Source organism: Vibrio sp. 1CM24A (genome assembly GCF_023161725.1).
Classification (GTDB): Bacteria; Pseudomonadota; Gammaproteobacteria; order Enterobacterales; family Vibrionaceae; genus Vibrio; species Vibrio coralliirubri.
This window is the reverse complement of sequence record NZ_JALNTS010000016.1, coordinates 33,687-57,575: the sequence shown is the minus strand read 5'-3', so window position 1 is coordinate 57,575 and position 23,889 is coordinate 33,687. Positions and strand designations below refer to the sequence as shown.

At 45.6% G+C, this 23,889-nt stretch carries 20 protein-coding genes; 11 read left to right on the top strand and 9 right to left on the bottom strand.

Going from position 1 to position 23,889, the window contains the following annotated elements:
• Positions 1 to 898 precede the first annotated feature (898 nt).
• Genes MSG38_RS23410 through hemC form a run of 4 tightly spaced genes read right to left on the bottom strand, consistent with a single transcriptional unit; the run spans position 899 to position 4,995 of the window.
• On the bottom strand, positions 899 to 2,080 hold the full coding sequence (locus MSG38_RS23410; protein ID WP_248402746.1) for a heme biosynthesis HemY N-terminal domain-containing protein: 1,182 nt from the start codon (positions 2,078 to 2,080) through the stop codon (positions 899 to 901).
• Complete coding sequence (locus MSG38_RS23405; protein WP_248402745.1) at positions 2,080 to 3,306, bottom strand: uroporphyrinogen-III C-methyltransferase; 1,227 nt, start codon at positions 3,304 to 3,306, stop codon at positions 2,080 to 2,082. The genes MSG38_RS23410 and MSG38_RS23405 overlap by 1 nt, the downstream gene beginning before the upstream one ends.
• A 19-nt stretch (positions 3,307 to 3,325) precedes the next feature.
• Entirely contained in the window at positions 3,326 to 4,054 is a 729-nt protein-coding gene (locus tag MSG38_RS23400; protein WP_248402744.1) for a uroporphyrinogen-III synthase, read from the bottom strand.
• Positions 4,055 to 4,056: 2 nt separating this feature from the next.
• A complete protein-coding gene (gene hemC, locus MSG38_RS23395; protein WP_248402743.1) occupies positions 4,057 to 4,995 on the bottom strand; it encodes a hydroxymethylbilane synthase in 939 nt (312 codons plus the stop codon).
• A 344-nt stretch (positions 4,996 to 5,339) separates the two neighbouring features.
• On the opposite strand from hemC, the gene MSG38_RS23390 reads away from it, so the two are divergent.
• Positions 5,340 to 7,868, top strand: a complete 2,529-nt coding sequence (locus MSG38_RS23390; RefSeq protein ID WP_017066755.1) for a class I adenylate cyclase — start codon at positions 5,340 to 5,342, stop codon at positions 7,866 to 7,868.
• A 71-nt stretch (positions 7,869 to 7,939) separates the two neighbouring features.
• On the opposite strand, the gene cyaY is transcribed toward MSG38_RS23390, so the two are convergent.
• Entirely contained in the window at positions 7,940 to 8,254 is a 315-nt protein-coding gene (cyaY, locus tag MSG38_RS23385; RefSeq protein WP_017061010.1) for an iron donor protein CyaY, read from the bottom strand.
• Here cyaY and MSG38_RS23380 point away from each other — a divergent pair.
• From MSG38_RS23380 to MSG38_RS23345, 8 genes are all read left to right on the top strand, one after another.
• The gene (locus tag MSG38_RS23380) at positions 8,234 to 8,446 is read left to right on the top strand and encodes a lipoprotein (protein WP_032554288.1); all 213 of its coding nucleotides are present in this window, start codon (positions 8,234 to 8,236) and stop codon (positions 8,444 to 8,446) included. The two genes, cyaY and MSG38_RS23380, sit on opposite strands and share 21 nt — an antisense overlap.
• 42 nt (positions 8,447 to 8,488) lie before the next feature.
• On the top strand, positions 8,489 to 9,742 hold the full coding sequence (lysA, locus tag MSG38_RS23375) for a diaminopimelate decarboxylase (protein WP_017061012.1): 1,254 nt from the start codon (positions 8,489 to 8,491) through the stop codon (positions 9,740 to 9,742).
• 11 nt (positions 9,743 to 9,753) lie between these two features.
• Positions 9,754 to 10,584: a diaminopimelate epimerase gene (gene dapF / locus MSG38_RS23370; protein ID WP_017061013.1), complete on the top strand. Its 831-nt coding sequence runs from the start codon at positions 9,754 to 9,756 to the stop codon at positions 10,582 to 10,584.
• A gap of 44 nt (positions 10,585 to 10,628) precedes the next feature.
• Positions 10,629 to 11,327 carry a DUF484 family protein gene (locus tag MSG38_RS23365; protein ID WP_017061014.1) on the top strand — a complete coding sequence of 233 codons (699 nt, stop codon included), beginning with the start codon at positions 10,629 to 10,631 and terminating at the stop codon, positions 11,325 to 11,327.
• Positions 11,296 to 12,228 (top strand): tyrosine recombinase XerC, encoded by a 933-nt coding sequence (gene xerC, locus MSG38_RS23360; protein WP_248402742.1) that lies wholly within the window; start codon positions 11,296 to 11,298, stop codon positions 12,226 to 12,228. The genes MSG38_RS23365 and xerC overlap by 32 nt, the downstream gene beginning before the upstream one ends.
• A gap of 15 nt (positions 12,229 to 12,243) precedes the next feature.
• A complete protein-coding gene (gene yigB / locus MSG38_RS23355; RefSeq protein WP_086971510.1) occupies positions 12,244 to 12,960 on the top strand; it encodes a 5-amino-6-(5-phospho-D-ribitylamino)uracil phosphatase YigB in 717 nt (238 codons plus the stop codon).
• A gap of 168 nt (positions 12,961 to 13,128) precedes the next feature.
• Positions 13,129 to 15,627, top strand: a complete 2,499-nt coding sequence (locus tag MSG38_RS23350; RefSeq protein ID WP_248402741.1) for an EAL domain-containing protein — start codon at positions 13,129 to 13,131, stop codon at positions 15,625 to 15,627.
• A 192-nt stretch (positions 15,628 to 15,819) separates the two neighbouring features.
• On the top strand, positions 15,820 to 18,300 hold the full coding sequence (locus MSG38_RS23345; protein ID WP_248402740.1) for an EAL domain-containing protein: 2,481 nt from the start codon (positions 15,820 to 15,822) through the stop codon (positions 18,298 to 18,300).
• 137 nt (positions 18,301 to 18,437) lie between these two features.
• Here the strand turns inward: MSG38_RS23345 and MSG38_RS23340 are convergent, their stop codons facing one another.
• Together MSG38_RS23340 and MSG38_RS23335 are read right to left on the bottom strand one after the other, a co-directional pair.
• Positions 18,438 to 19,034 carry a DTW domain-containing protein gene (locus MSG38_RS23340; protein WP_248402739.1) on the bottom strand — a complete coding sequence of 199 codons (597 nt, stop codon included), beginning with the start codon at positions 19,032 to 19,034 and terminating at the stop codon, positions 18,438 to 18,440.
• Between the two features lie 2 nt (positions 19,035 to 19,036).
• Positions 19,037 to 20,581, bottom strand: coding sequence for a hypothetical protein (locus MSG38_RS23335; protein WP_248402738.1), 1,545 nt, complete (start codon positions 20,579 to 20,581; stop codon positions 19,037 to 19,039).
• Between the two features lie 39 nt (positions 20,582 to 20,620).
• Between MSG38_RS23335 and MSG38_RS23330 the strand changes: the two genes are divergently transcribed.
• Positions 20,621 to 21,088: an EVE domain-containing protein gene (locus MSG38_RS23330; RefSeq protein ID WP_017633148.1), complete on the top strand. Its 468-nt coding sequence runs from the start codon at positions 20,621 to 20,623 to the stop codon at positions 21,086 to 21,088.
• 87 nt (positions 21,089 to 21,175) lie between these two features.
• On the opposite strand, the gene MSG38_RS23325 is transcribed toward MSG38_RS23330, so the two are convergent.
• Complete coding sequence (locus MSG38_RS23325; protein WP_248402737.1) at positions 21,176 to 22,003, bottom strand: Cof-type HAD-IIB family hydrolase; 828 nt, start codon at positions 22,001 to 22,003, stop codon at positions 21,176 to 21,178.
• Between the two features lie 182 nt (positions 22,004 to 22,185).
• The gene (locus tag MSG38_RS23320; protein ID WP_248402736.1) at positions 22,186 to 23,166 is read right to left on the bottom strand and encodes an alpha/beta fold hydrolase; all 981 of its coding nucleotides are present in this window, start codon (positions 23,164 to 23,166) and stop codon (positions 22,186 to 22,188) included.
• An 81-nt stretch (positions 23,167 to 23,247) separates the two neighbouring features.
• On the opposite strand from MSG38_RS23320, the gene rhtB reads away from it, so the two are divergent.
• A complete protein-coding gene (rhtB, locus tag MSG38_RS23315) occupies positions 23,248 to 23,865 on the top strand; it encodes a homoserine/homoserine lactone efflux protein (RefSeq protein WP_048610767.1) in 618 nt (205 codons plus the stop codon).
• The last annotated feature ends 24 nt before the right edge of the window (positions 23,866 to 23,889 follow it).

Genomic DNA, 23,889 nt, shown 5'->3' with positions numbered 1-23,889 from the left:
TAAGTTTTGATAAATCTGAGTTCATATAGGCTCCTTTCAGAGTCTATATTAGATCATGAATTTAATGGAATTGGTATTAGGTTGTATGAGTGTTGTAAAGGCAATGAGCCCCTGCACTTAACGCTATTCGGGAACATATTAGAAAGCCTAGTCTGACGACTAGGCTTTCGTCGTTTCCAGTATCTGAGCTTAGTATTCGTCTTCGAGTTTTGTAGAAGCGTTGTCCATTCGTTGATCTCGATCTCTCATATTCCGACACTTATTATCAAGCTCTGCTCTCTCTAACAGCGCTTGATTACGTAAGTTTATATTTGTGGCTATTGATTCAATGGTTAACTTTTCCAGAACGTCTCGAGAGCTCTATTTCCTACTACTTTGAAGTGACTGATAAAGCTGCCTCGTTTTCAATAACAAGGTTTTGTTGGTCGGTAACTCTTGCTATACCCCTTCGACTTAATAGATGAATCTACAGGCAGTTACGTGAAGTCCCCGGTTATAACGGTTTATAGTTGGAACATTGATGGCTATTTAATTGTTAATTTAGCGTGACTTTAAGTGGGCATCTGTCTGCGGGTAAATATCTTTAAACGCCTTCTCTCAAGGTGAGATTCATTTACTCTTGGGCTTAAAGGTGTCACTTTTCTCTATGACTCCCCCTGAGTCTCTTCTATGGGCTTGTTTATAAGAATGGTAAAACTACGTACAGACATAATTAAAGTCGTTCTCCGCCTGTTTGAGAGGCTCGATTGAGCAATTTCATTATCAGTTGGTTTGGTGGCATTGGATGGGTAAGGGTTTGAGGCGTTTGGTTTATAGGTATTGTAGAAGTTACCTAGGGGTAAGTAACAGATACAAAAAAGCCGATGCTAGACATCGGCTTAGTTTGCATCGCTTAGACTTAAGCGGGTTGAACTAGAGCGAGCGCTTTACGAGAAACCTCGTGAGCTGCTTTCGTTAAGTTTTGCTTCTCTAAGGCGTCAGACAGGTATCCGTAATCTGAAACATTTGAACGAAGTGCTAGGGCTTTTTCGAAGTGGTTTTGTGCTTCCGCCCACTTCTGCTCTCTTAGGTAGAACTGAGCCAGAGCGCTGTGTGCTTCGGCATTACTACTGTCTTTACTGATTGCACGTTCTAGCATGACCACGACTGGGTGGTGATCGGCTAGGTTCAGCTCTGGAAGCAACATGTAGAGTTCATTTGACCCACTCTTTGCAATGTTCTCTTTGATCACAGTGAAGGCTTCTGAATCAGCTTTACGCGCGATAAGTTGCTTCACAAAGCAGGATACAAGGTGCGAACTTTGTTTCTGTTTTCTTGAAAGCTTGTTCCAATGGCTGATTAAACCTTCGCTACCTTGCTGTTGTGCCACATCATGAAGTAGCCCACATTGTGCTTTCTGTTCTAATTCACGTTGCTCATCAGCTGTTAGAAGTTTGTTCTTAACTAATTTAGGCGTTAGCTCTAGCAATGGCTGCCATAACTTCAGTTGCAAGTAAGTGGCTTTTAACAGGCCAAGTACAGCAGTGTTATTAGGGTATGTGCCTTTTAGGGTAGAAAGTGTATCGAATGCAGCTTCGAAGTTTGACTCGCTGATTTGCTGTTTAGCTTTGGTTAGCTCAACCGCCAGTAGAGAGTCGTCCTGTTGGCTAGCAAGCTCGATGTACTTATCACGCTCACTCGTATTACCTTGTTCGTGCGCCGCTTGAGAAGCGACTAAATAACAAAGTAGAGGCATGTCGTGATGGTTAGCCCAACGCGTTACTTTCTTCTCAGCGCCTTTCCAGTCACCTTCAAGCAGCTTGATGATGCCTTCATTGGTATAACGACGTGAGCGTTTCAGTTTACGAACACTGAACCAATTCCAAGTTGTCGAGCTTGCGTACATAAGCTTTTTAAATAGGTACTCTAAGCCGAATAGAGCCGCTAGAAGAGCGATGACGAAGATAACCAGTGTTGTCACGCTCATCTCAATGGTCTTATTCGCAATTGAGATCAGAACGTAGCCTTGTTGACCAGAGAACTGAGTACCAACAATTAACCCAGCACCTAGAACGAGAAAAAGAAAAATCCAACGAATCATTATTTTTCCTCCGTGGTCATAACGGTGACTTCACGACGTAGGCGCTCACGTATCACATCTGACAACTCATTTTGAGATTCAAGCTTTACAGGGTATTTCACAGAGATGTTTTGTTCACTTAGCTGTTTAATCGCTTTCTCAAATTCAATCACTGAGTTGTTATCTTGATTTAGATAAGCTTTCGACCACTCGCTAGCGGTATTAAGAGCTGCGCTATAGAGTTCACCTTGTTCTTTGTAGACGGCGCGAATCGCGGTTTCTAATTTACCTTTGATGTTTTCACGAAGGTAGAAGTGCTGTTCTGGTGATAGTAGAGGGATAACTTCGCCATCACGACTACGGAAGGTAATGAAGTTTTCTGAGAAGTCTTTCATCGACGTCATCAGGTTGTTTTGCCAATCATTAATATCTTGCGATACCGCTTTTTTCTCAACAGCTGCAGCTTCTGGAAGAATCGCATTGGCAAGCGGCAGTGTATCGACTTGCTGTTGTAGACTTGTGATGCGTAGAACTAAGCCGTCACGATCGATCAGAGGAATGGTACGAAGTTTGGTAATGTCATTGGTCATTGATTGACGCAGTGACACTAAGCTCGGGTCATTCAGTGCTGCAATACGTTGATCGGCACTTTCCATTAACTTGGTTGCACTAACGGCATCATGCTCTAGGAACAGTTTACGCCCTGCTAGTTTCACAAGGTAATCGGCTTCGGCAAGTAACCAGTCATTCGGGCGGCGACCTTTCACGTCAGCGACTGCTAACTGCAGGCTTTGAATGCTCTTCTGCTGTTGAGACTGCACGACCTGAGTTTTCTCTACTGCGTGTGAGGCTTCTTGGATAGTCTCTTGCTTGATGGTTTGTAGGTCTTTATTTACTTCAGATTGGGTATTTTGCAGTTGTGCTTGAAGAGCAGCGATTTGAGCAGAGTGCTCAGCGCTCTTTTGCTGCATTTGAAATGCGATACCGCCACTGAAGATAATAGAAATAGCGATCGCAATAGCGCCTAGTTTGACACCGCGCTTACCTTGCTTTTCTGCTTTCTCTATTTGCTCTTTATGCTCAGCTTGAGGCTGCTCATTTTTAGCGGTATTTGACGCAGAGGCATCAAGCTTCTGTTCAGGCTGTTTTGTCTCTGTAGAGTCAGCTTTTTCGTTTTCAATAACTACTGGCTGAATATCTTGTTTCTTTTCAGGTTCAATATGCTCATTATTTTTTTTGCTTGTCATGCTTATTTCCTGTTTCTAGCTAGGGCCGGAGAGCAGCCAGTAATATTTGGTTCGTAGCACTGTGAGTATTGGTCACGTTCGAGAAGCCGAGTTGTTGTGCTCGTTCTACAATGCGCTGGCTTGGGACAAATAGATGTCTTGTTGAAAGCCAAGCCAAATACTCATCAGGGGTAATTGAGCAGAGATACTCCAATTGTTCCTGACTAGTGATGACAACTTTGGACGTTTTTTTGTTTATCCATGTTTGATAGGTATTGTGGTCGCAAATAGGAATATATTCTCTACGGTAGGTCTCACAATAAGAGACTTGTGCACCTTGATTGAGTAGAGAATCTCTAATGAGCTCACGCCCACCATTACCACGTAGTATCAAAATGGACTTATTTTCTACGCCATTAAGTTCAGTAAGTTTAAGAAGATGTTCACTATCACTAACTTGAGGGTAGTTTACTTTTTGTTTACAGACTTTGCTTAAAACGTGCGCAGTTTTTTGACCAACGCCAAGATAAAGCGGCGAAGTGGGCCAAATGGATGAGGTTTTCGAAAGGATGTTTTGGGCAGCCGTCACGGCGTGGTGACTGATTGCAATAATGATATCGCTGTTATTAAGCTGGGTGCTTAAATCCGCAGAGTTTGGATTATCCACGATACGAATCAGCGGATGATGGATTGCTTGAATACCTTCATCCGCTAGTTGTTGGCAAAGCGATTGTCCCTCAAAACCGGGACGAGTCACCAACACTGTCATGATTATTCTTGGTCAGCGTAGAGCTTGGTTAAGATTTCTCTTGCACCATCATCCAGCAATTGATTTGCCAGAGTCACGCCAAGTGCTTCTGCATCTTTACGAGGGCCTGAGATCTCACCACGAACCATCTTAGAACCATCCGGTTCACCAACTAATGCACGTAGCCAGATGTTGTCGCCATCTAATAGTGAATAGCTACCGATAGGCACCTGGCAACCACCTTCTAGAGTAAGGTTCATTGCACGCTCGCAAAGTACGCGTTCAGCCGTGTCTTTGTGATTCAGCGGCTCAAGAAGCTTGATTAGACGTTCATCATCTAGACGACATTCAATACCAACAGCGCCTTGGCCGACAGCCGGTAGAGACTGTTCTGGTTCGATGAAGCTACGAATACGTTCTTCTAGCTCTAAACGTTTAAGGCCTGCAGCAGCCAGTACGATCGCATCGTATTGACCATCATCGAGTTTACCTAGACGAGTACCAACGTTGCCGCGTAGCTCTTTGATGATGAGGTCAGGGCGGTATTCTAACAGTTGGCATTGGCGACGCAGGCTGCATGTACCCACGACAGCACCTTGTGGGAGTTCGTCGATGTTGTTGTAAGTGTTTGATACGAAGGCGTCACGCGGATCTTCACGCTCACAAATCGTTACCAGACCTAGACCTTCAGGAAAGTCGACAGGTACATCTTTCATTGAGTGAACGGCTAGGTCAGCACGACCTTCTAGCATTGCTACTTCAAGTTCTTTAACGAACAGTCCTTTACCACCCACTTTAGCAAGCGGAGTGTCGAGGATGATGTCACCTTTGGTCACCATAGTTACCAACTCAACCTCTAAACCAGGGTGAGCAGCTTGTAGTGCATCCCTTACAAAGTATGCCTGCCAAAGGGCAAGAGGGCTTTTTCTGGTCGCGATACGGATTGGTGCTGAATTTGTCATGGTGTTTCCGATATAGGTTCTGTAATAGCCTAATCCTACCATTATGAGGCGAGAATTCTTACTGTTTGATCATTCCATACTTTGATAGCTGAGAGATTTTCATGAGTTCACCAAAATAGTGTGATTGGTATCTCATTTGAAACATGGGCTATTATTAGAAATAGTCAATAAAGAGGACACTACGGCGCCGTGAGTTTAACTTTCTGTCATCAAGGAATTGACCAGTATGACGGGTTCCTTTGCTTTACCATTAAGGGTAAAAGTGTTAAATTGATCACGTTTTGTTGCTCCTTTCGTTCAGTAACTAAACAGAACTGCACTTAACCTCAAACCAAGGACTTACCTTGCAGGCTTACACTCAAACTTTGATTCAACGATTAGACAATCTAAATCAGCAGCGCATTGATCGTGCGTTGGCGTTGATGAATGTGCAAGGCCAGCGAGTATTCAACCTTATTCCCGCACTGCTTCACTTCAATCACCCGATGATGCCTGGTTATTATGACCAACAAGTTCCTTTTGGAATTCGTAGCTTCACGCTTAATGAATTCCAAAAGCAATTTGTCTCTGATACCGAATTAACGCTGGGTGGCAAACTCACCGAGACGGATGAACCTGCAATCCTTGGTTTGTACACCATGGGTAGTACTTCTTCTATTGGTCAGAGCACTTCAAGTGATCTTGATATCTGGGTGTGTGTTTCCCCGGATATGGATGGCGCATCTCGCGATAGCCTAACCAACAAGTGTTTGCTGATTACCGATTGGGCTGAGACCTTAGGAGTAGAAGCGAACTTCTTTTTGATGGATGAAGAGCGTTTCCGTTCGAATCATTCAGAAGAGATGACAGGCGATAACTGTGGTTCTTCACAGCATTTATTACTGCTTGATGAGTTTTATCGCTCTGCGGTTCGTTTAGCTGGTCAGCGTTTGTTGTGGCAAATCATTCCGCCAGAAATGGAAGAGTGTTACGACGAGTATGTTCAAGGCTTGTGTCAGGATGGCTATCTTGATTGCTCGCAGTGGATCGATTTCGGCAAGCTTAATCGCATTCCCGCTGAAGAGTACTTTGGTTCAAACCTGTGGCAGCTCTATAAGAGTATCGACTCACCGTATAAATCGGTTTTGAAGGCGATCTTGTTAGAAGCCTATTCATGGGAATACCCAAACACCCAACTGCTGAGTATTGATACCAAGCGTCGCTTCTTCGCGGATGAACCGGATCTGTATGGCATGGATAGCTACTATCTAATGCTTGAAAAGGTAACGCGCTATCTAGAACGCATTAACGACCACACTCGGTTGGACTTGGTGAGACGCTGTTTCTACCTTAAGACCCACGAGAAGTTGTCACGAGATGCGGGCATTGGCTCTGTTGCGTGGCGTCGAGAAGCCTTAACCGAGATGACTAAATCTTGGAATTGGGGACATGAAACCATTGCTGAGCTTGATAACCGCCGTAACTGGAAGGTTGAGCAGGTTAAAGTGGTGCACCATGCACTGCTTGATGCCTTGATGCTGAGCTACCGTAATCTGATTCAATTTGCGCGTCGTAACGACATTACTTCGGCAATCAGTCCACAAGATATCAGTATCTTGGCACGTAAGCTTTACGCTGCGTTTGAGGTGTTGCCGGGTAAAGTGACGCTACTGAACCCACAAATCTCTCCGGATCTGCATGAACCAGATTTGAGCTTCATCGAAGTTCGCCAGGGTCAGTCGAATAAAGCAGGTTGGTACTTGTATAAGCAGCCACTGGTTGCACACCGCATTCTTGGCCAGCCTTCTCTAGAGCACCATGAGTACTTGAGTAAGTTGGTAGCATGGTCGTTTTTTAATGGCTTGATTACCGAGTCGACGCGTTTGCACTCTGTGGTTCGTGACGCTCACATTGACATCGATAAGTTCTATCAAATGGTGAGTGACCTGCGTAATACGTTTTCTTTGCGTAAGCGTCGCCCAAGTATGCAAGCACTGGCGAGCCCGTGTGAGATAAGCCAGCTAGCGATGTTCATCAACTTTGAAAATGACCCGACGTCTGAATTAAGTGGTCGTGCATTAAAAGTGGATCTTAAGAACGCCGATATCTTCAGTTTTGGTGAAGAAGGTAAGAGCTTAGTCGGCAGTGTCGACTTGGTTTATCGTAACTCTTGGCATGAAGTACGTACTCTGCATTTCCAAGGTGATACGGCAATGCTGGATGCGCTGAAGACGGTACTTGGTAAAATGCACCAAGATGCGTTGCCACCAGAGTCGGTTGATGTGTTCTGTTACAGCAAAAATCTGCGTGGTGTGATGCGTAACATGGTGTATCAACTGCTTGCTGAGTGTATCGACTTACGATTGAAACCGATTGAACCAGAGAAGCGCCGCCGTTTTAAGGCTATTCGTTTAGCTAATAAGATGTTTGGTCTGTTCTTCGAACGTCGTGGTGTGTCGGTACAGATGTTGGAAAACTCGGTCGATTTCTACCGTAGCATCTCAACCAATAAGCTGAAGGGCTCACCTTTGTTGATGCTCGATAAAGAGCAAGAGTATCAACTGCCAGAAGTGGTTGATGGTTTTGCGAGTGAGGGTTTGATTCAGTTCTTTTTCGAAGATACCGACAAAGGCTTCAATATTTATGTATTGGACGAGTCGAACCAAGTTGAGGTCTACCACCAGTACAGCGGTGAAAAAGATGAGATGATCGCGAGCGTGAATTCTTTCTACACGTCGGTAAAAGACGAGTCGAAGATGTCGTCTAAGTTGATTAACTTTAATCTACCTCAGTACTACCAAATCGTTCATCCTGAAGAGGGCAATTCTTACGTTGTGCCTTATCGTAACGATGCAACTTTAGCTTCTCGGAGCTCAAAGATAGTTAACATCTAGTCTTACTAAGACTGATTGATATTAAAAAAGGAGTGATTGATTCACTCCTTTTTAGTTTTGCTTACAAATGATTAGACCCAATCGATCGCTTCACCTGCGTGTTTCACGCATTCTTCTTTAACCATCTCAAACAGCTCCATGCCCGTCTTTGAACATGTCCACTTGTCGTCAACTAGCTTGAAGTGAAAGCCACCAGATTTAGACGCTAACCAGATTTCTTTCATTGGTTCTTGGCGGTTAATGATGATTTGGCTGCGGTTCTCAAACTCCAGCGTCATCACGTTACCAGTCACTTCGTAATCAATATCTGCCTCTGATTCATCGATAGCTTCTTCGATGTTTTGCATCTGTATATCGACCAGCTGATGAAATTCAGTCTCGTTCATCCTTTCTATCCTATTGCTTTTCCTGAGTGTGGTGCGATTATAGGGGGCATTGAGTTAATAATCACGATATGCAAAATGAAAAAATTAATTACTGCTCTATTTATGCTGTCCGTTATTGGACTTTCTGGTTGTGGTCAAACGGGTCCTTTGTACGATCCTGATGAAGTTCAGCAAACCGAACAATCACAATAAGTGAAAACACGCAGAAATCGTTATTTATAAGGGATAAGAACTTTGGATTACTTCAACTATCAGGAAGATGGCCAGCTTTGGGCTGAGGACGTCGCACTTTCACAACTAGCAGAGCAATATGGTACACCGCTGTATGTATATTCTCGTGCAACATTAGAACGCCACTGGAATGCGTTTGATTCATCGGTTGGTGAGCATCCGCACTTGGTGTGTTATGCCGTTAAAGCTAACTCAAACCTTGGCGTGTTGAACACTTTGGCTCGCTTGGGCTCTGGTTTCGACATCGTATCTGGCGGTGAGCTAGAGCGTGTGGTTGCTGCCGGTGGCGATCCAGCAAAAGTTGTATTCTCTGGTGTCGGTAAAACAGCCGCTGAAATGAAGCGTGCGCTTGAGTTGAACATTAAGTGTTTCAACGTAGAGTCTGAACCAGAACTAGAGCGACTGAATAAAGTAGCTGGTGAGCTTGGTGTTAAAGCGCCGATTTCACTGCGTATCAACCCAGACGTTGATGCCAACACTCACCCTTATATCTCTACGGGTCTGCGTGATAACAAGTTTGGTATCGCTTTCGACCGTGCTCCTGCTGTCTATGAGTTTGCAAAAACACTCGATAACTTGTCTATCCATGGTATTGATTGCCACATTGGTTCTCAGTTAACGGATATCGAACCTTTCATCGATGCAACCGATCGCCTGCTTGCGCTGATCGACCAGCTACGTGCTAACGGTATCAACATCAAACACCTTGATGTCGGTGGCGGCTTGGGTGTGGTTTATCGTGATGAATTACCACCACAGCCTTCTGACTACGCGAAAGCCTTATTGGCTCGTCTAGACAATCATTCTGATCTAGAGCTGATTTTCGAGCCTGGAAGAGCGATTGCTGCTAACGCTGGTGTATTATTAACGAAAGTCGAGTTCCTCAAGCCAACAGAGCACAAGAACTTTGCCATCATCGATGCAGCAATGAATGATCTAATGCGCCCAGCACTTTACCAAGCTTGGCAGGATATTGTTCCTGTGAGCCCTCGTCAGGGTGAAGCTGTGACTTACGATTTGGTTGGCCCAATCTGTGAGACAGGCGATTTCCTAGGTAAAGATCGTGACCTTGTTCTTGAAGAAGGTGATCTGCTAGCAGTTCGTTCAGCGGGTGCTTATGGCTTCGCGATGTCATCTAACTACAACACTCGTTCGCGTGCGGCTGAAGTGATGGTGGATGGCGATAAAACTCACTTGGTTCGTCAGCGTGAAGAGCTTACGAGTCTGTGGGAACTTGAAAACATTCTTCCGGAGTAATTTTAAGCGTTATGCACTTCCACTTTTCTAAAATGCATGGTTTGGGCAATGATTTCATGGTCGTGGACTGCATTACTCAAAATATTTTCTTTTCTCCAGATTTGATCCGTCGTTTGGCGGATCGTCACACTGGCGTGGGCTTTGATCAGCTACTTGTGGTTGAGGCTCCCTATGATCCAGAAACTGATTTCCATTACCGCATATTCAATGCGGATGGCAGTGAAGTGGAACAGTGTGGCAATGGCGCGCGTTGTTTTGCACGATTCGTTCGCATGAAAGGCTTAACGAATAAGTACAGCATCAACGTGAGCACCAAGAAAGGTAAAATGGTTCTCAAGATTGAAGAGAATGACCTGATCACGGTGAACATGGGTATTCCTGAGTTCGAACCCGGTAAGATTCCATTCAAGGCCAAGCAGCCAGAGAAGACGTATATCCTAAGAACGGATGTACACACCTTATTCTGTGGTGCGGTAAGCATGGGTAATCCACATGTGGTTACCGTGGTTGATGATGTCGACACGGCTGATGTGGACACCTTAGGCCCGCTGCTTGAATCACACGAACGTTTCCCTGAGCGTGTTAATGCTGGCTTTATGCAGGTCGTTAACCGTGAAGAAGTTCGTTTGCGTGTTTATGAGCGCGGTGCGGGTGAAACTCAGGCATGTGGCAGCGGAGCGTGTGGCGCAGTTGCCGTTGGTATCACTCAAGGCTTACTGGCTGAGAATGTGAAGGTTCGTCTACCAGGCGGTGACTTACACATTAGCTGGCAAGGCCCGGGTAAACCTCTGTTTATGACCGGCCCTGCAACGCATGTGTTTGATGGTCAACTTTCTTGCTAATAACGACCCAAAACAAATAGATTCATAAAAATAAAGGATAGGTTTTGTCTTACGTTGAAGCCGACGCACTCACCGCAGAAGTGGTCGCGGAATATTTACGTGATAACCCAGATTTTTTCCAAGACCGAAAAGATTTGGTTGATCGCCTTGCTATCAATAACGTTGAGCAGGGCGCTGTTTCTCTGGTTGAGGTTCAGCTTAAACGCCAGCGTCATCGAATCGAAGAGCTTGAAGAAGAGATCACTGGCTTGATGTCGTTGGCAGCAAATAACGATAAAACCTTCTATGAGTTTATGGATCTGCAAGCGCAAGTGCTGAAATGCAGTGACTTCATGCAGGTGATAAAAGCCGTTGAACAAAAAGCGTTAGATCTTGGGCTTAAGGCTCATGTTCGAATTCTTTCGCAATCTGGCTTTTATCAGTTGAGTGCTGAGGGTTACTCTAAGTTTTCGCTTAACCATTTCAATGGTAAAGATGCTTATCTTGGACGCTTGAGAAAAGCCGACAGACACGATTTGTTTGGTGATTATCCAGTTCCAGAGCTAGGCTCTTATGTAGTACTACCGCTTGCTAAGCAGTCTCCATTGGGTTTGCTCGCCTTTTCTAGTGAAGATGGCGGACATTTCCAACCTCATATGGATACGCTCTTTTTACGCCATTTAGCACTTGTTGTCGCTCATTTGGCGGACACCTTACCTTGGCAGATAAATAATGAGCCTAGAGCCCAAAATACCTCTTCCTAACAGCCTTCAAAAGCCACTTTCTCGCTTCTATGAATATCTCCGAAGCGAGAAGGGACTCAGTCTACACACCCAACGTAATTACAAACAACAACTTGAAACCATGGCCGGTCATTTAGTCACGCTAGGATTGAAAGACTGGGGTCAAGTCGATGCGGCGTGGGTCAGACAACTGGCCAGTAAAGGCATGCGTGAGGGAATGAAGGCGAGCAGCATTGCAACGCGCTTATCTTCACTGCGCAGCTTCTTTGATTTCCTTGTGTTGCGTGGCGAAATGACCGCCAATCCAGCCAAAGGTGTCTCTGCACCTCGCAAACAACGCCCTTTGCCTAAAAACCTCGATGTTGATGAAGTGGGTCAACTGCTTGATGTAAATGAGGACGATGCATTGTCGATCCGTGACCGAGCGATGATGGAGGTGATGTATGGTGCTGGATTACGACTGGCAGAACTGGTCGGCATCAATCTGAAAGATGTGTTGGGTCGACAAGGCGAAATTCGAGTAATTGGTAAAGGCGACAAAGAACGCAAAGCGCCTTTTTCTGGTTTAGCAAAAGAGTGGGTCGATAAATGGCTCAAAGTCCGTGGTGAATTGGCTTCACCGAGTGAAACCGCGCTGTTTGTCTCTAAACTTGGGACTCGTATCTCTCACCGCAGCGTGCAAAAGCGTATGGAAGAGTGGGGCAAGAAGCAATCTGTTGCAAGCCACATCAGCCCGCATAAACTGCGTCACTCCTTTGCAACGCACGTGCTTGAATCGAGCCAGAATCTTCGTGCTGTCCAAGAGTTGTTGGGGCACGAAAACATCTCGACAACCCAAGTGTATACCCACTTAGATTTCCAACACTTAGCACAAGCTTATGATCAGGCTCACCCGAGAGCTCGTAAGAAGAATAAAGATTAGATTAAAGGGTTTACTATGCGAATTTATCGAGGGTTAAAGCCCATTAAAGCCATGACCTTTGACTTGGATGACACCCTGTATGACAACTGGCCTGTGATCATGAAGGTTGAGAAAGAGATGGCACAGTGGCTTTATCAAAAGCACCCAGTGTCGGCTTCTTTATCGCTTGAAGAGTGGCAGGGCATTAAGCAGCAAGTCGCATCTGAAAACCCAGCTTTGAAACATGATGTCACCGTGTGGCGTGAAACTCAGATTAAGAGTGGTTTGCTGCAATTGGGTTACTCCCTGCCGCAAGCAGAGCAAGCGGCTCGTGAAGGCATTGAGCATGCCTTGTGGTTGCGTAATCAAGTCGATGTCCCTCAAGAAACGCATCGAGTGATGACTGAGCTTAGCCAACGTATTCCTCTGGTTGCGATTACCAATGGCAATGTCGATCCTCATAAAATTGGCTTAGGGCAGTATTTTCAATTAATCCTTAAAGCTGGCCCTGATGGTAGAGCAAAACCCTATCCAGATATGTTTGAAAAAGCTCAGCAACACCTAGATTGCGACGCTGAGAATATTCTTCATGTTGGCGATCACCTCAAAACGGATGTCTATGGAGCCAAGCAAAATGGCTTCCAAGCGTGCTGGTTTAATGACACTGGTTCCAATTTATACCGCTCCCCGAAGGCGAGCGTGCTCCCTGATGTTGAAATAGACCAACTTAGCGATCTTATGCGACTAATTTAATGGCTCGGTAAGCTTATTGTGTCGCATTTATGATAGTGAATTGTTACATTAGTCGCCTATAAAAGCCTGATTAGGCTAGGATAATTGGCGACTACTTTTTATCGATTCATTTCAGTCATAGCAGTGGTTGCGGGTTGTTACTTCACTCGATTTTGAACAAGGGTTGGCATGCAAACATTTACATTTCTCGCAAATACTGAGGCGTTATTTAGAGCTCAATTTGATCAGCGAGAATGGTGTGACAGCAAACAGTACCTTATTCAAATTTTCTCAGCTCAATCTTCAGATCTAGCTCGTCAAATCGCGGGTGTTGCCCTCAATCGTTTAAATAATGCGACGCTAATTGGCCAGAGTGCTCGTCATGTTATCTGTGATAATTGCCTGGAAAGTGCATGCACCTTAGTCATCATCAGTGAGTTCAACGAAACCCATCTAACCTCTGCGGTCCAGCCTTTTTCCGGCAATCCAAATCAAGACAGCCAAGACTTAGCTTTTCAGCTGCGCCTTACAGAAGACACCAAAACGGTCATCAGCTTGTGCGATCAGGTTGAAGGGCGTGATTATCCTATTTATAGCGCTTTTGAAAATTTGCCTTACGCCTTGCCGATAGCTGGTGGACTGTGCCATGAGAATGAATTTGGCCGTTGGGTTATGTATAACGAGCAAACCTACCAGCACGCCTGTGTTGCTGTGGCTCTGACTAACCCAAGATTGAAGGTTTGGTCGGACGCGTACTCTGAGTGGAACCCGATTGGGATGAAGCTACGAGTCACACATGCCGTTGGAAATCGCTTATACGCTTTGAACGACAAGCCAGCTATCGAAGTATTCAAACATTACCTTGCGGATGGCAAAGACCTTCCTTTTAGCCAGCTGATGAGCTTTCCGCTTTATCGAGAACTTGGCAGAAAGAAGGGGATCTCGACGCCGCTACGTATTAATGATGATGGCAGTATCGAGTTTGATAGCCCTTGGCATGTCGGTGAGGAGGCGCAGTTTTGTTATAACCACCCCTCGTTGACTGCAGAAAAGGTGCGCCACGGGGCTGAGATGCTAGCCATGCATCAGCCTGAATCGGTGATCATCTATAACTGCGTATCTCGACTTGAATTTATCGACAGCAAACTTGAGCTCAAGCCATTTGAAGGGATAGTGAATACATGTGGTGCCTACTGCATGGGGGAGCTATACCGTAATGAAGACCGCCAAGAGATACTGCACCACAGCCTGACTTATATCGCTATGCGCGAGTCTGACGAGATTAAAGAGTTTCATTGTGAAGACTTTCAGTGCGGCTCAACCGTGTCGCCGTTGCTTAACCTTGTCAGAAATGCAGTCGCTGATCTCGACAGTATGAATACTCAGATGGAGAAAAAACTCCATCAACAAGCGCGTCGCTTAACCGAAAGCTATCGCATTGACTCGCGTACTGGTTTGCCGAATCGTATCGTATTAAAAGAACGCCTCAATACGATTCTGTTTCGTGAACACTTACTCACGTTAAAGCTCACGAATTTCCATCAAGTTAACGAAAAGTACGGTTATCAGGTGGGTGATCAGTTACTGCTTGATCTGTCTAATCACTTTATCGAACGATTGCAGCTTCGTGTCGTCAAAGAGCCTCGTGTGAAGGTTGAGCTGTTCAGTATTGGTGTCGGAGAGTGGGCGATTATTTTTAACGCCAGTGTTGGCAGTGCGAAAATAAAAGAAGGGTTCGTTGAGTTCGCCGATGACATCGAACACATAAATTTTGAGCCGTATGGTTTGGCTGATATTGATTACCTGTCAGTTTCTCTGTGTGGCGGTTTTGCTAGTCGTTGTGACTTCTTAACCGACAGTGGTGACGAGATCTTATTGAAAGCGATCGAAGCTCGACGCTATGGAGTACGTAACAATACCCACATCACCAATGCCAAAGACATTCAGGTGAGCGAAGAGGACCGCAAAGAGCAACTCGGTTGGTTGAGCTGTGTGAGCCGTGCGATTTTAGATCAGAACATCATCACCTATTCACAGCCGATTGTGGAATCGGGTACGCACGAAATGATTGGCCAAGAGTGTTTGGTCAGAATCATGGAGTCGGACGGTACCATTGTGCCACCAGGGAAGTTCTTACCGATCATTGCTGACACCCACCTTTATACACGCCTTAGTCGACACATGATTAAGAGTACTATTGGCTATATGGCGGATAAGCAGAGCTCGTTTTCTATCAATCTATCTCCACAAGATTTGTTGAGCGACAAGACGCTTGAGGTGCTTGAGGCTGCGATCAGTGGTATGAACGATCCTACTCGACTTGGTTTAGAGGTTCTCGAGTCAGAACAGATTAAAGATTATGGCCGCATGATTGAGGTGTGTGATCACTTCCGAGCTCTCGGGGCGAGAATCATTGTTGATGACTTTGGCTCTGGTTACTCCAACATCGATGAAATCATTAAGCTAGAGCCGCAGATCATTAAGCTCGACGGTAGCTTGATTCGTAATATCGACAAAGACCAAAAACAAAGAAACATCGCCTCTCAGTTGGTCCGTTTGTGCCAAGTGTTCAATGCCAAAACGGTCGCTGAATTTGTCCATAACCAACAGGTTTGTGAGATAGCAGAGCAAATGGGTGTCGATTATCTGCAGGGGTACTACTTTGGTGAGCCTAAGCGACTGTTTTAGCAGTTAAAGCTTCTAGCATTGTGTAACTACTGACGATAAAAGTACTGCGCCGCCATTAATGACTGCTTTTTGGTGGAATGAATGATGTCTAACTAAGGTCACATTATTCATAACACGATCGTAAGTATTCCGTGCAAGCCTTATCTATAATAAGCACAATAACAAATCATTAACGTAACGATTAATGTGAATATGCAGTCGACTTCTCTCCTGATACAAGACATTGAGCAAACCCAACGTGAATTGGAAAAGATAGATTTTCATCAACATGAAAGCCTACTGATTCAGGTGTTTTCGTCTTTCGAGAAAGGTTCTGTTTTGGCTGCCTGCCAAGTGATTCAATCGACTTTTCCCAATGCCAAACTGATTGGTTGCAGTGCTAACCACTACATCAGCCAAGGTGTCATCCTGCACCAAGGTCTTTATCTGATTGTTACCCGCTTTGACGTGACGTCATACTCCTGTGGTGTTGTTGAATATAGCGAACAACCATTGCTCGATAGCCACGCTATGTGGCAACAGCTTGGGTGCAATGATAATACTCAAAGCATCATCTGTTTCGCAGACCGTTTGCAGATAAATAACCGAGATCTATTTTCAGCGTTTGAGCAGTCGAGGTATTCACTACCGATCTGTGGCGGTGCATCGACCATTACAGATAATGGACGTTGGGTGATGTTAGACGGCATTTGCTATGAAAATGCCTATGTGATGTTGGCGCTGCATAGTGTCGAGCTCTCCATCGCTAAGGGTTACTACACTGAATGGAATCCGATTGGTCGGACTTTCCGAGTGACAGGTGCTCAAGAGAACCGGTTGCTGGAGTTGGATGGGATGCCTGTTCGTGAACTCTATAATCGTTACCTTGCTGATGGCCTCGAAGTACCTTTTGAGCAACTGCATAACTTTCCCTTGATGGTCGGTGACCCGAAAGAGCAAAACATTCACTTACCGCTCAAGGTAACGGAAAGTGGAGAGATAGAATTCAGCGGCCTGTTCCAAGTGGGCGATGAGGTCCGGTTTTGTTATGACCATCCATCATTAACCCTAGAGCAAATACGACTGGGCGTTCAACAGATCGCTTCTCATAGGCCAGAACAGTTCTTCATTTACAACTGCACCTCTCGTATCGACTTTATCGATGGTAACCAAGAGGTTGAGGTTTTCCAAAAATTGGCCGACAGCTATGGCGTTTACTGCATGGGAGAACTTTATCAAGAGAATAGCCAACAGCGAATCTTGCACCATAGCCTCACTTACCTTGCGCTTAGAGAAGGCGAGGGTAAGGCGGTATTGCCATTAGAGACACAACCCGCGACCAACATATCCCCTCTGTTTTCATTGATCCGAAATGCACTGCTTGATGTCGATGACATGAACAACAGCATGGCGAGTAAGATTCAGCAGCAAGCCACCGCATTGACGGCAAGCTACCGAATTGATCACCGTACTGGCTTACCCAATCGAAGTGTGTTGCGTGAGAAGCTGTCAAAGATGAGCAGTGACAGCCACTTGTTAGCTTTGAAGGTCACGACCTTTGGTCAGATCAATGAGAAGTATGGCTATCGAGTGGGTGACAAGCTTCTACATGACTTGAGTGAGTACTTTCAAAAGGCGCTGTGGCAGTTCTTTGATGAGGGTTGTCAGCTCTACAGTATCGGTATTGGTGAGTGGGCGGTGGTGTTTGATAGCTGGGCGAGCCAAGAACATATTCACCAGCGATTCTCGGAATTTGCTGATCAAACCGAGCATGTGAATTTTGAGCCTACCGGTTTACCCGATATTGATTACTTGTCGGTGTCTATCTGTGCGGGTATTGCTAGCCGTCGAGATTTTCCGACTACCTCTATTGATGACTTATTGTTGAAGGCGATTGATGCGAGGCGCAGCGCAGTCAGCCAAAACAAACACCTAGTGAGCGCCAAGACGCTCATTCAATTGGAGAAGCATCGCCAAGAGCAACTTGGTTGGCTGTCGTGCGTGAGTCGCGCTGTGCTTAATCAGAATATTGTGGCGTGCTCTCAGCCCATAGTCTCAGCACACAGTCATCAGGTAGAGAGCTACGAGTGTTTGGTTCGAATTGAAGAGGACGGTCAGTTGATTACACCGGGTAAGTTCTTGCCAATCATTGAAGGAACTCATCTCTATACACGCCTCAGTCGTCAGATGATAACGCGCACCTTCGATTTTATGAGTCAGCGAACCGATTCGTTCTCAATTAATTTAGCGCCACAAGATTTCAGCAATGAGAAAACCATTCTTCACCTTGAGCAAGCGATCAAGAAAATCAGTCACCCCCAGCGTATTGGCTTGGAGGTGTTAGAAACGGAACAAATTCAGGATTACGGTCGCTTGATTGAGGTGTGTAATCACTTCCGCGATCTTGGTGTGAATATTATTGTTGATGACTTTGGTTCGGGCTATTCGAACATTGATGAGATATTGAAACTGGAACCACAGGTGATCAAGCTTGATGGCAGTTTGATTCGCAATATTGATAAAGATAAAAAGCAGCGCAAGATCGCTCAGCAGCTAGTGAGCTTATGCCAGATTCTGAATGCTAAGACGGTGGCGGAGTTCGTTCATAACGAACAGGTGTGTCGTATTGCTGAAGACATGGGGGTCGATTACTTGCAAGGGTATTACTTTGGCCAACCTCAGCGTTTGTTTTGATGGAGCGAGCGTTTCACGTGAAACACTGATTGGCTCAATAACGAAAGTACGATGTAAAAAGGGTGAGCTTATGGCTCACCCTTTTTGTTTTTAGTATCTGTCCCGTCCTGAAATGTGCTTATTGCCTTCTCGCTGATCTATTTGAGAGCGTGGCCACATTTGTCGGCGTGGAATACTTTTAGATACTGTTGGTAGTAGTCATCAATGAGCTTGGCAGATTCACTTTCACCTAAAGATTTGAGTAACTCAATACCCACTTCACAAGTACACAAGTGGCCACTGTCTTGGTTGCGGCGTAAGGTGTATGAAGATTCGCTGGTAATGTCGAGGTGAACTTGCGGAACGGCTTGTAACCACGAGCTCTTGTTAAGCATCTTCTTCGCTTCTTGCCATGTGCCATCCAAGATGATGAATAGCGGCTTACGACTCTGGGCTTGGGTCATTACAGCTTGCTGGCACTCGACACTTTGATCTCTTGGGAATAAAAGAAACGGTTGTCGTGTTTCATCGTCAAGCACTGCCATTAGCTCCGCTGGTGGTGTTTTCCTTTGCCATACAATGGACTGACACTGATCAAGGGATTGCTGAAGCAGCTTTCCGGTATTGGTATCGCGCGACAGTTCATTCTCATGAGTGAGCAGTACAAGATCGATTTGGCTTTCGACACTAGGTATCAGGTGACAAATACATTGGTGAGTGAAGCCACAACCAGGGCAAGCTTGTTGGTTACTCATCTTTACAGCTTCACTCCACTTTGTGCGGGTGAGATACCATCAGCAAACAAAACCACGTCGCTGATATCAGCATCATCTGCAACTGGAGCGATACTTGGGTTGAGCGGGTAGCTGACACCTGAGTATGACAGGGTGTGTTTCGCCGGTGTTGCACCGCCGCCACTGACATTGAAGATCAGATCCTGCCAGCCGTGGTTTTGCGATTTACCTAAGCGTATGTCGCCCTTAACCAGTGTCACTCGGCTATTGAAGCGCCAGTTATCTTGATGGTTTTCGAAAATCAGCAGTGTACAGCCACCAGAACCACACCAATCGAGTTGGGCGAACAGCTCTTCTTTACCGTCGCCGTTGAGGTCGTAGGTTAACCAGCGGTACTTGGTATCGTCAGGTGAGCTGTTGTTGATCTTAAAATACTCGCGGATCGCTTGGTCGACTTTTGGATCAAGTTGATCACTAGAGTTCACCTGTTTTGCGGTTAGATCAACGTTAGTGGTGGTGTTTACTTGCGCTTGCGCACTCTTAGCTTCGAATAGCACCAGACCGCCATTGGCAATCGGATACACCACGTTGCCCACTTTCTCTTTTTCAGCGATTAGCTTGCCATTATCGAATGTGAAGATGCGCTCGGAAATCAAATACTGTTGCTGGTGGCGAGTCATAACCACTTGTACCTGATTTTGGTTCAGTTGCTGCCAGAAGCCTTGTTCAACAATAGAAGGGTCTCCATTGCTGTATGAATAAGTCGTGATAGCACTGTGGTCATTGTTGAGTTCAAGGTTGATAGAGAACCCTGAGCTTTGCGTTGAGCTAGCGAAGTAGAGTCCGCTCCAATCCAGTGTTGGATCTTGGTTAGAGACCGTCGCACAACCATTATAGTCACTGTCATTGAGGTTAAGCTTGGCATGCCACCCATAGATAGAATCGCTCATGCCGTCGCTACAGCTCTCTTTCGTAAGGTTGAGTTTGCCTTGTGCAGCTTTACCTTCTAATTGGTAATCACGGCTGCTTGATGTGGTGCGGCTTGATTCAATATCGAGGGTTTGTGGCTGTTCGCCCATCTTAGTGTATTTCAGCTGGTCTTTATCGAAGGTTGCTGACCAGAAGGGTTCATTACCAAATACTCGTGTTGAACGCAGTGGTTGGTCGCAGCGCTCTGGGTTCTCTGCGGTTAGGATGTTCACTTGGTCAACCACGAAACGCGCTGTGAAGTCTGCGTTATAACCCGTTTGGCTCGGCACGGTTAGGTGACCAATCAGCTCGCCATATAAAGCTTGGTAAGGTCTCGTTGAGAGCCCTTGTGCTTCTAGCGCTAACTCTGGAGATAAGTCTAACCAGTATTGTTGTTGGCTGCCGCAAGGAGTGAAGGTTCGACTTTCGTGACCAACCACCACCTGACCACGCATGATGAAGGTTTGCGGTTGAATGCTTAGTGGCTCATCCAAGGTTGCTGGGGGCAGTTCCGGTTGTTGCGGCGTATCAGGTGCCGTAACACAGCCTTGTAGAGCGAACGCGACTAGCCATGTCACTGGGTTTTTCATTACCTTCATGTTATATCTTCCTCGGAGCAACCGTTAATTGGATTTATTATGGCATATTGGTTATTTAAAACAGAACCCGACACCTTCTCTATTCAGACTCTGAGGGTTCAAAAAACCTCTTGTTGGGAGGGTGTACGCAACTATCAGGCTCGAAACATGATGCGTGATGACGTCAAGCTTGGAGATTTGGTGATGATATACCACTCATCATGCAAAAAAGTTGGCGTAGCGGGGATCGCTAAAGTAACCAGAGAAGCCTACCCAGACCACTTTCAGTTCGACCCAGAGAGTGATTACTACGATCCTAAGTCTTCACCCGATAACCCGCGCTGGATTATGGTGGATGTCGAGTTTGTGCGAGTGACTGAGCGCTTGATTCCTTTGGCTACGCTTAAAGCCATGCCTGAACTCTCCGAAATGCCATTGGTGAAACGCGGTAATCGCTTATCGATCATGCCGGTTACCGAACAAGAGTGGCAGGCAATCTTAAGTAAAGAAGTGCTAGGTTCTCGATAGCGTTAGAGAGTGCTTTTTACGTAAGGTTCAAAAAAGGCAGCCTGTTGGCTGCCTTTTTATTTATTCAGATCTGTTCAACGAGCGAGATTAGAGCAGGTGCTTTTCTAGATAGTGAGCAACAGCATCGTCTGCGTTACTGCCAATCACTTCATTGTCTGGTAGTGCTTTTATCACTTTCTCATGTGATGTGCCCATGATTAGCCCTTTACCTGCCATAGCCAGCATTTCAGCGTCGTTCATGCCATCACCAAAGGCAATACAGTTGTCCAGTGTCAGGTTCAGTGATTTCGCAACAGCGTCTAGGGCGTGGCCTTTAGATACTTCAGCGGCCATCACTTCCAGACACCAAGGTGTAGAGAAGGCGATGTTCAGCTTGTCGCCAAAAGCATCCCTTAGCTTTTGTTCAAACGTGACGAGATATTCGTGGTCTTGTTCTGGATGTGTGAAGAAGACTTTCGCGATGCCTTCGCTTGGTGCGTTTTCAGCTTCAAAGCGCTTGTAGCTAAAGCCAGACTCACTATGGAATTTAGCCAACATTTCATCTTCACGGTCTAGTAACCAATCTTCATTCTGGTACATGTGAATAAAGAGGTTTGGATCTTGGCGCACAATATCAATAACCGGCTGAACGAGTTCCTGAGGCACGTTTTGGCTATACATCAGTTGATCGTTTTGGTCATGCACGCGTGCACCGTTTGAAGTGATCATGTACGCCGGAATGCCTGCGATCTGACGAATACCCGCCACATCGACGTGGTGACGACCCGTAGCGAAGATGAAGGTATAACCTTGGTCGTGTAATTTCTTAAGCGTTAGCTTGGTAAAGTCGCTTAGCTGATGGTTGGGAGCCAAAAGCGTACCATCTAAATCAGAAGCAACAATTTTCACGGAATCTTTTAGTGCAGGAATACTCATTTAACCCTCATTGCAAAATGCTTAACCAATATTGACGCTAGCCAACGCTAGAATCGTTTTAACTACAATATCTCTAGGTAGAAATTGTATGCCAAATTCATGCAAGAAAAGAGGGTAAAGCTCACTTACTTCTCTTCCTCTTTAGCGCTTATTTTCTTGGTAGGTTGCTTAGCCTATTAGCTCTAGGCGAAAAACTGATTGATCGCATCCAGTGTTTGATTGCGATATTCATCTTGCTCAAACAACACCTCATGCCTAGAACCCTCAACCAACTTAAACTGGCAATCAGAGTTGGTTTTCTTCAGCTTAGAGATGAACTTTACTTGGGCACTGTTACTGACAATTTTTTCGTCCCCAGCTTGAATCAATAGCAGAGGGATCTTGATTTGACGAGTTTGTTGAATTGCTTGCTTAGCGGCCATTAACCCTTGCCACACCCAACGCGTGCTTGGTCCACCCACCTGCAAAGATGGAGACTCGTCGTATAAGCGGCGGAACCACTGATAGCGAACCTTACTGTGGCTCAGTAAGTTGTTTTCAAATGGCTTCGAATAATACGCTTGCTGCCCTGGCGCGTAAGTCGGCTTGGCATAAAACGCGGTAAGCACTTGTCCGACGACCATCGCGATAGGTTTCAGGTACCACTCGGTATTGATACCAAACATCGGAGCGCACAGAGTCACCTTATCAAATGGGTGGCCTGGATGAGTTTGTAGGTAGCGGGTGGCTATGGTGCTGCCCATTGAGTGTGCGAGCAGGTAGCGATTGGAATACTTACTGAGATCGAAACTGGCAATGACGTCAGACATGTCAGATGCATAATCATCAAACTCATGAATGTGACCAATGTCAGAGTCTGTTACCATTCGTTCAGACTGGCCTTGACCTTGGTGGTCAAATGAATAAACGTCATAGCCTTGTTGATAGAAATCATAAAAGAGTTCTTGGTATTTTTGGCAGCACTCAATGCGGCCATTTGAAATAACAATCGCCTTGGTATGAGTCTCTGAAGTCAGGCTACACCAGTACAGCTTCTTTTTACCAGATGTTGTTACATATCCATCTTTTCGTTGTTGCCAAAGGGTGGGGATCGGGTGTTTAATCGCTTGCTCGAATTGAGGTTCTTGCGTGTACGAAATCGGGGCGCCGCTGTGGTTTTCCATGGGAAATTACCTGAACTGATGCGTGTGAGAGCTTTATTGCTACTAATGTTGTTAGATTAAAGAACTAGTAAGGAAATGCAAATGGATACTCATGTTTGGCTTGCTTATGTCGTTACGGCGATATTGTTTAGTTTGGCTCCGGGCTCAGGTACCGTTAACTCAATCAGCAATGGGCTAAGTTATGGCACCAAGAAGTCACTTGCGTCGATCGCGGGCTTACAACTCGGTCTTGCATTCCACATCATGCTGGTGGGCGCGGGCATTGGTGCATTAGTCGCTCAATCCGCGTTGGCGTTCACTATCATCAAATGGGTGGGTGTGGTTTACCTTCTTTGGTTGGGTATTCAAAAGTGGCGTGACAACTCTAGCTTAGTGGCTTCACAAGAAAACTCGACGCTATCGAGTGGCAAGCTGCTTAGAAATGCGGTGCTGATTAACCTTACTAACCCAAAATCTATCGTGTTTTTGGTGGCTCTGTTCCCTCAATTTATCGATCCAACACAACCGCAAGCACCACAATTATTAGTGCTAGGTGTTACAACGGTATTCATTGATAGCGTTGTTATGTTGGGTTACACCTCATTAGCTTCACAAATGGGACGTTTTATTCGTTCAGATCGCATAATGGGTAAGATAAATAAAATCTTTGGTGGTATGTTCATGGGCTGCGGCGCATTGCTGGCTGCCGCCAAAGCCTAATCAAAGCAATAGAGTTAAAGTTAA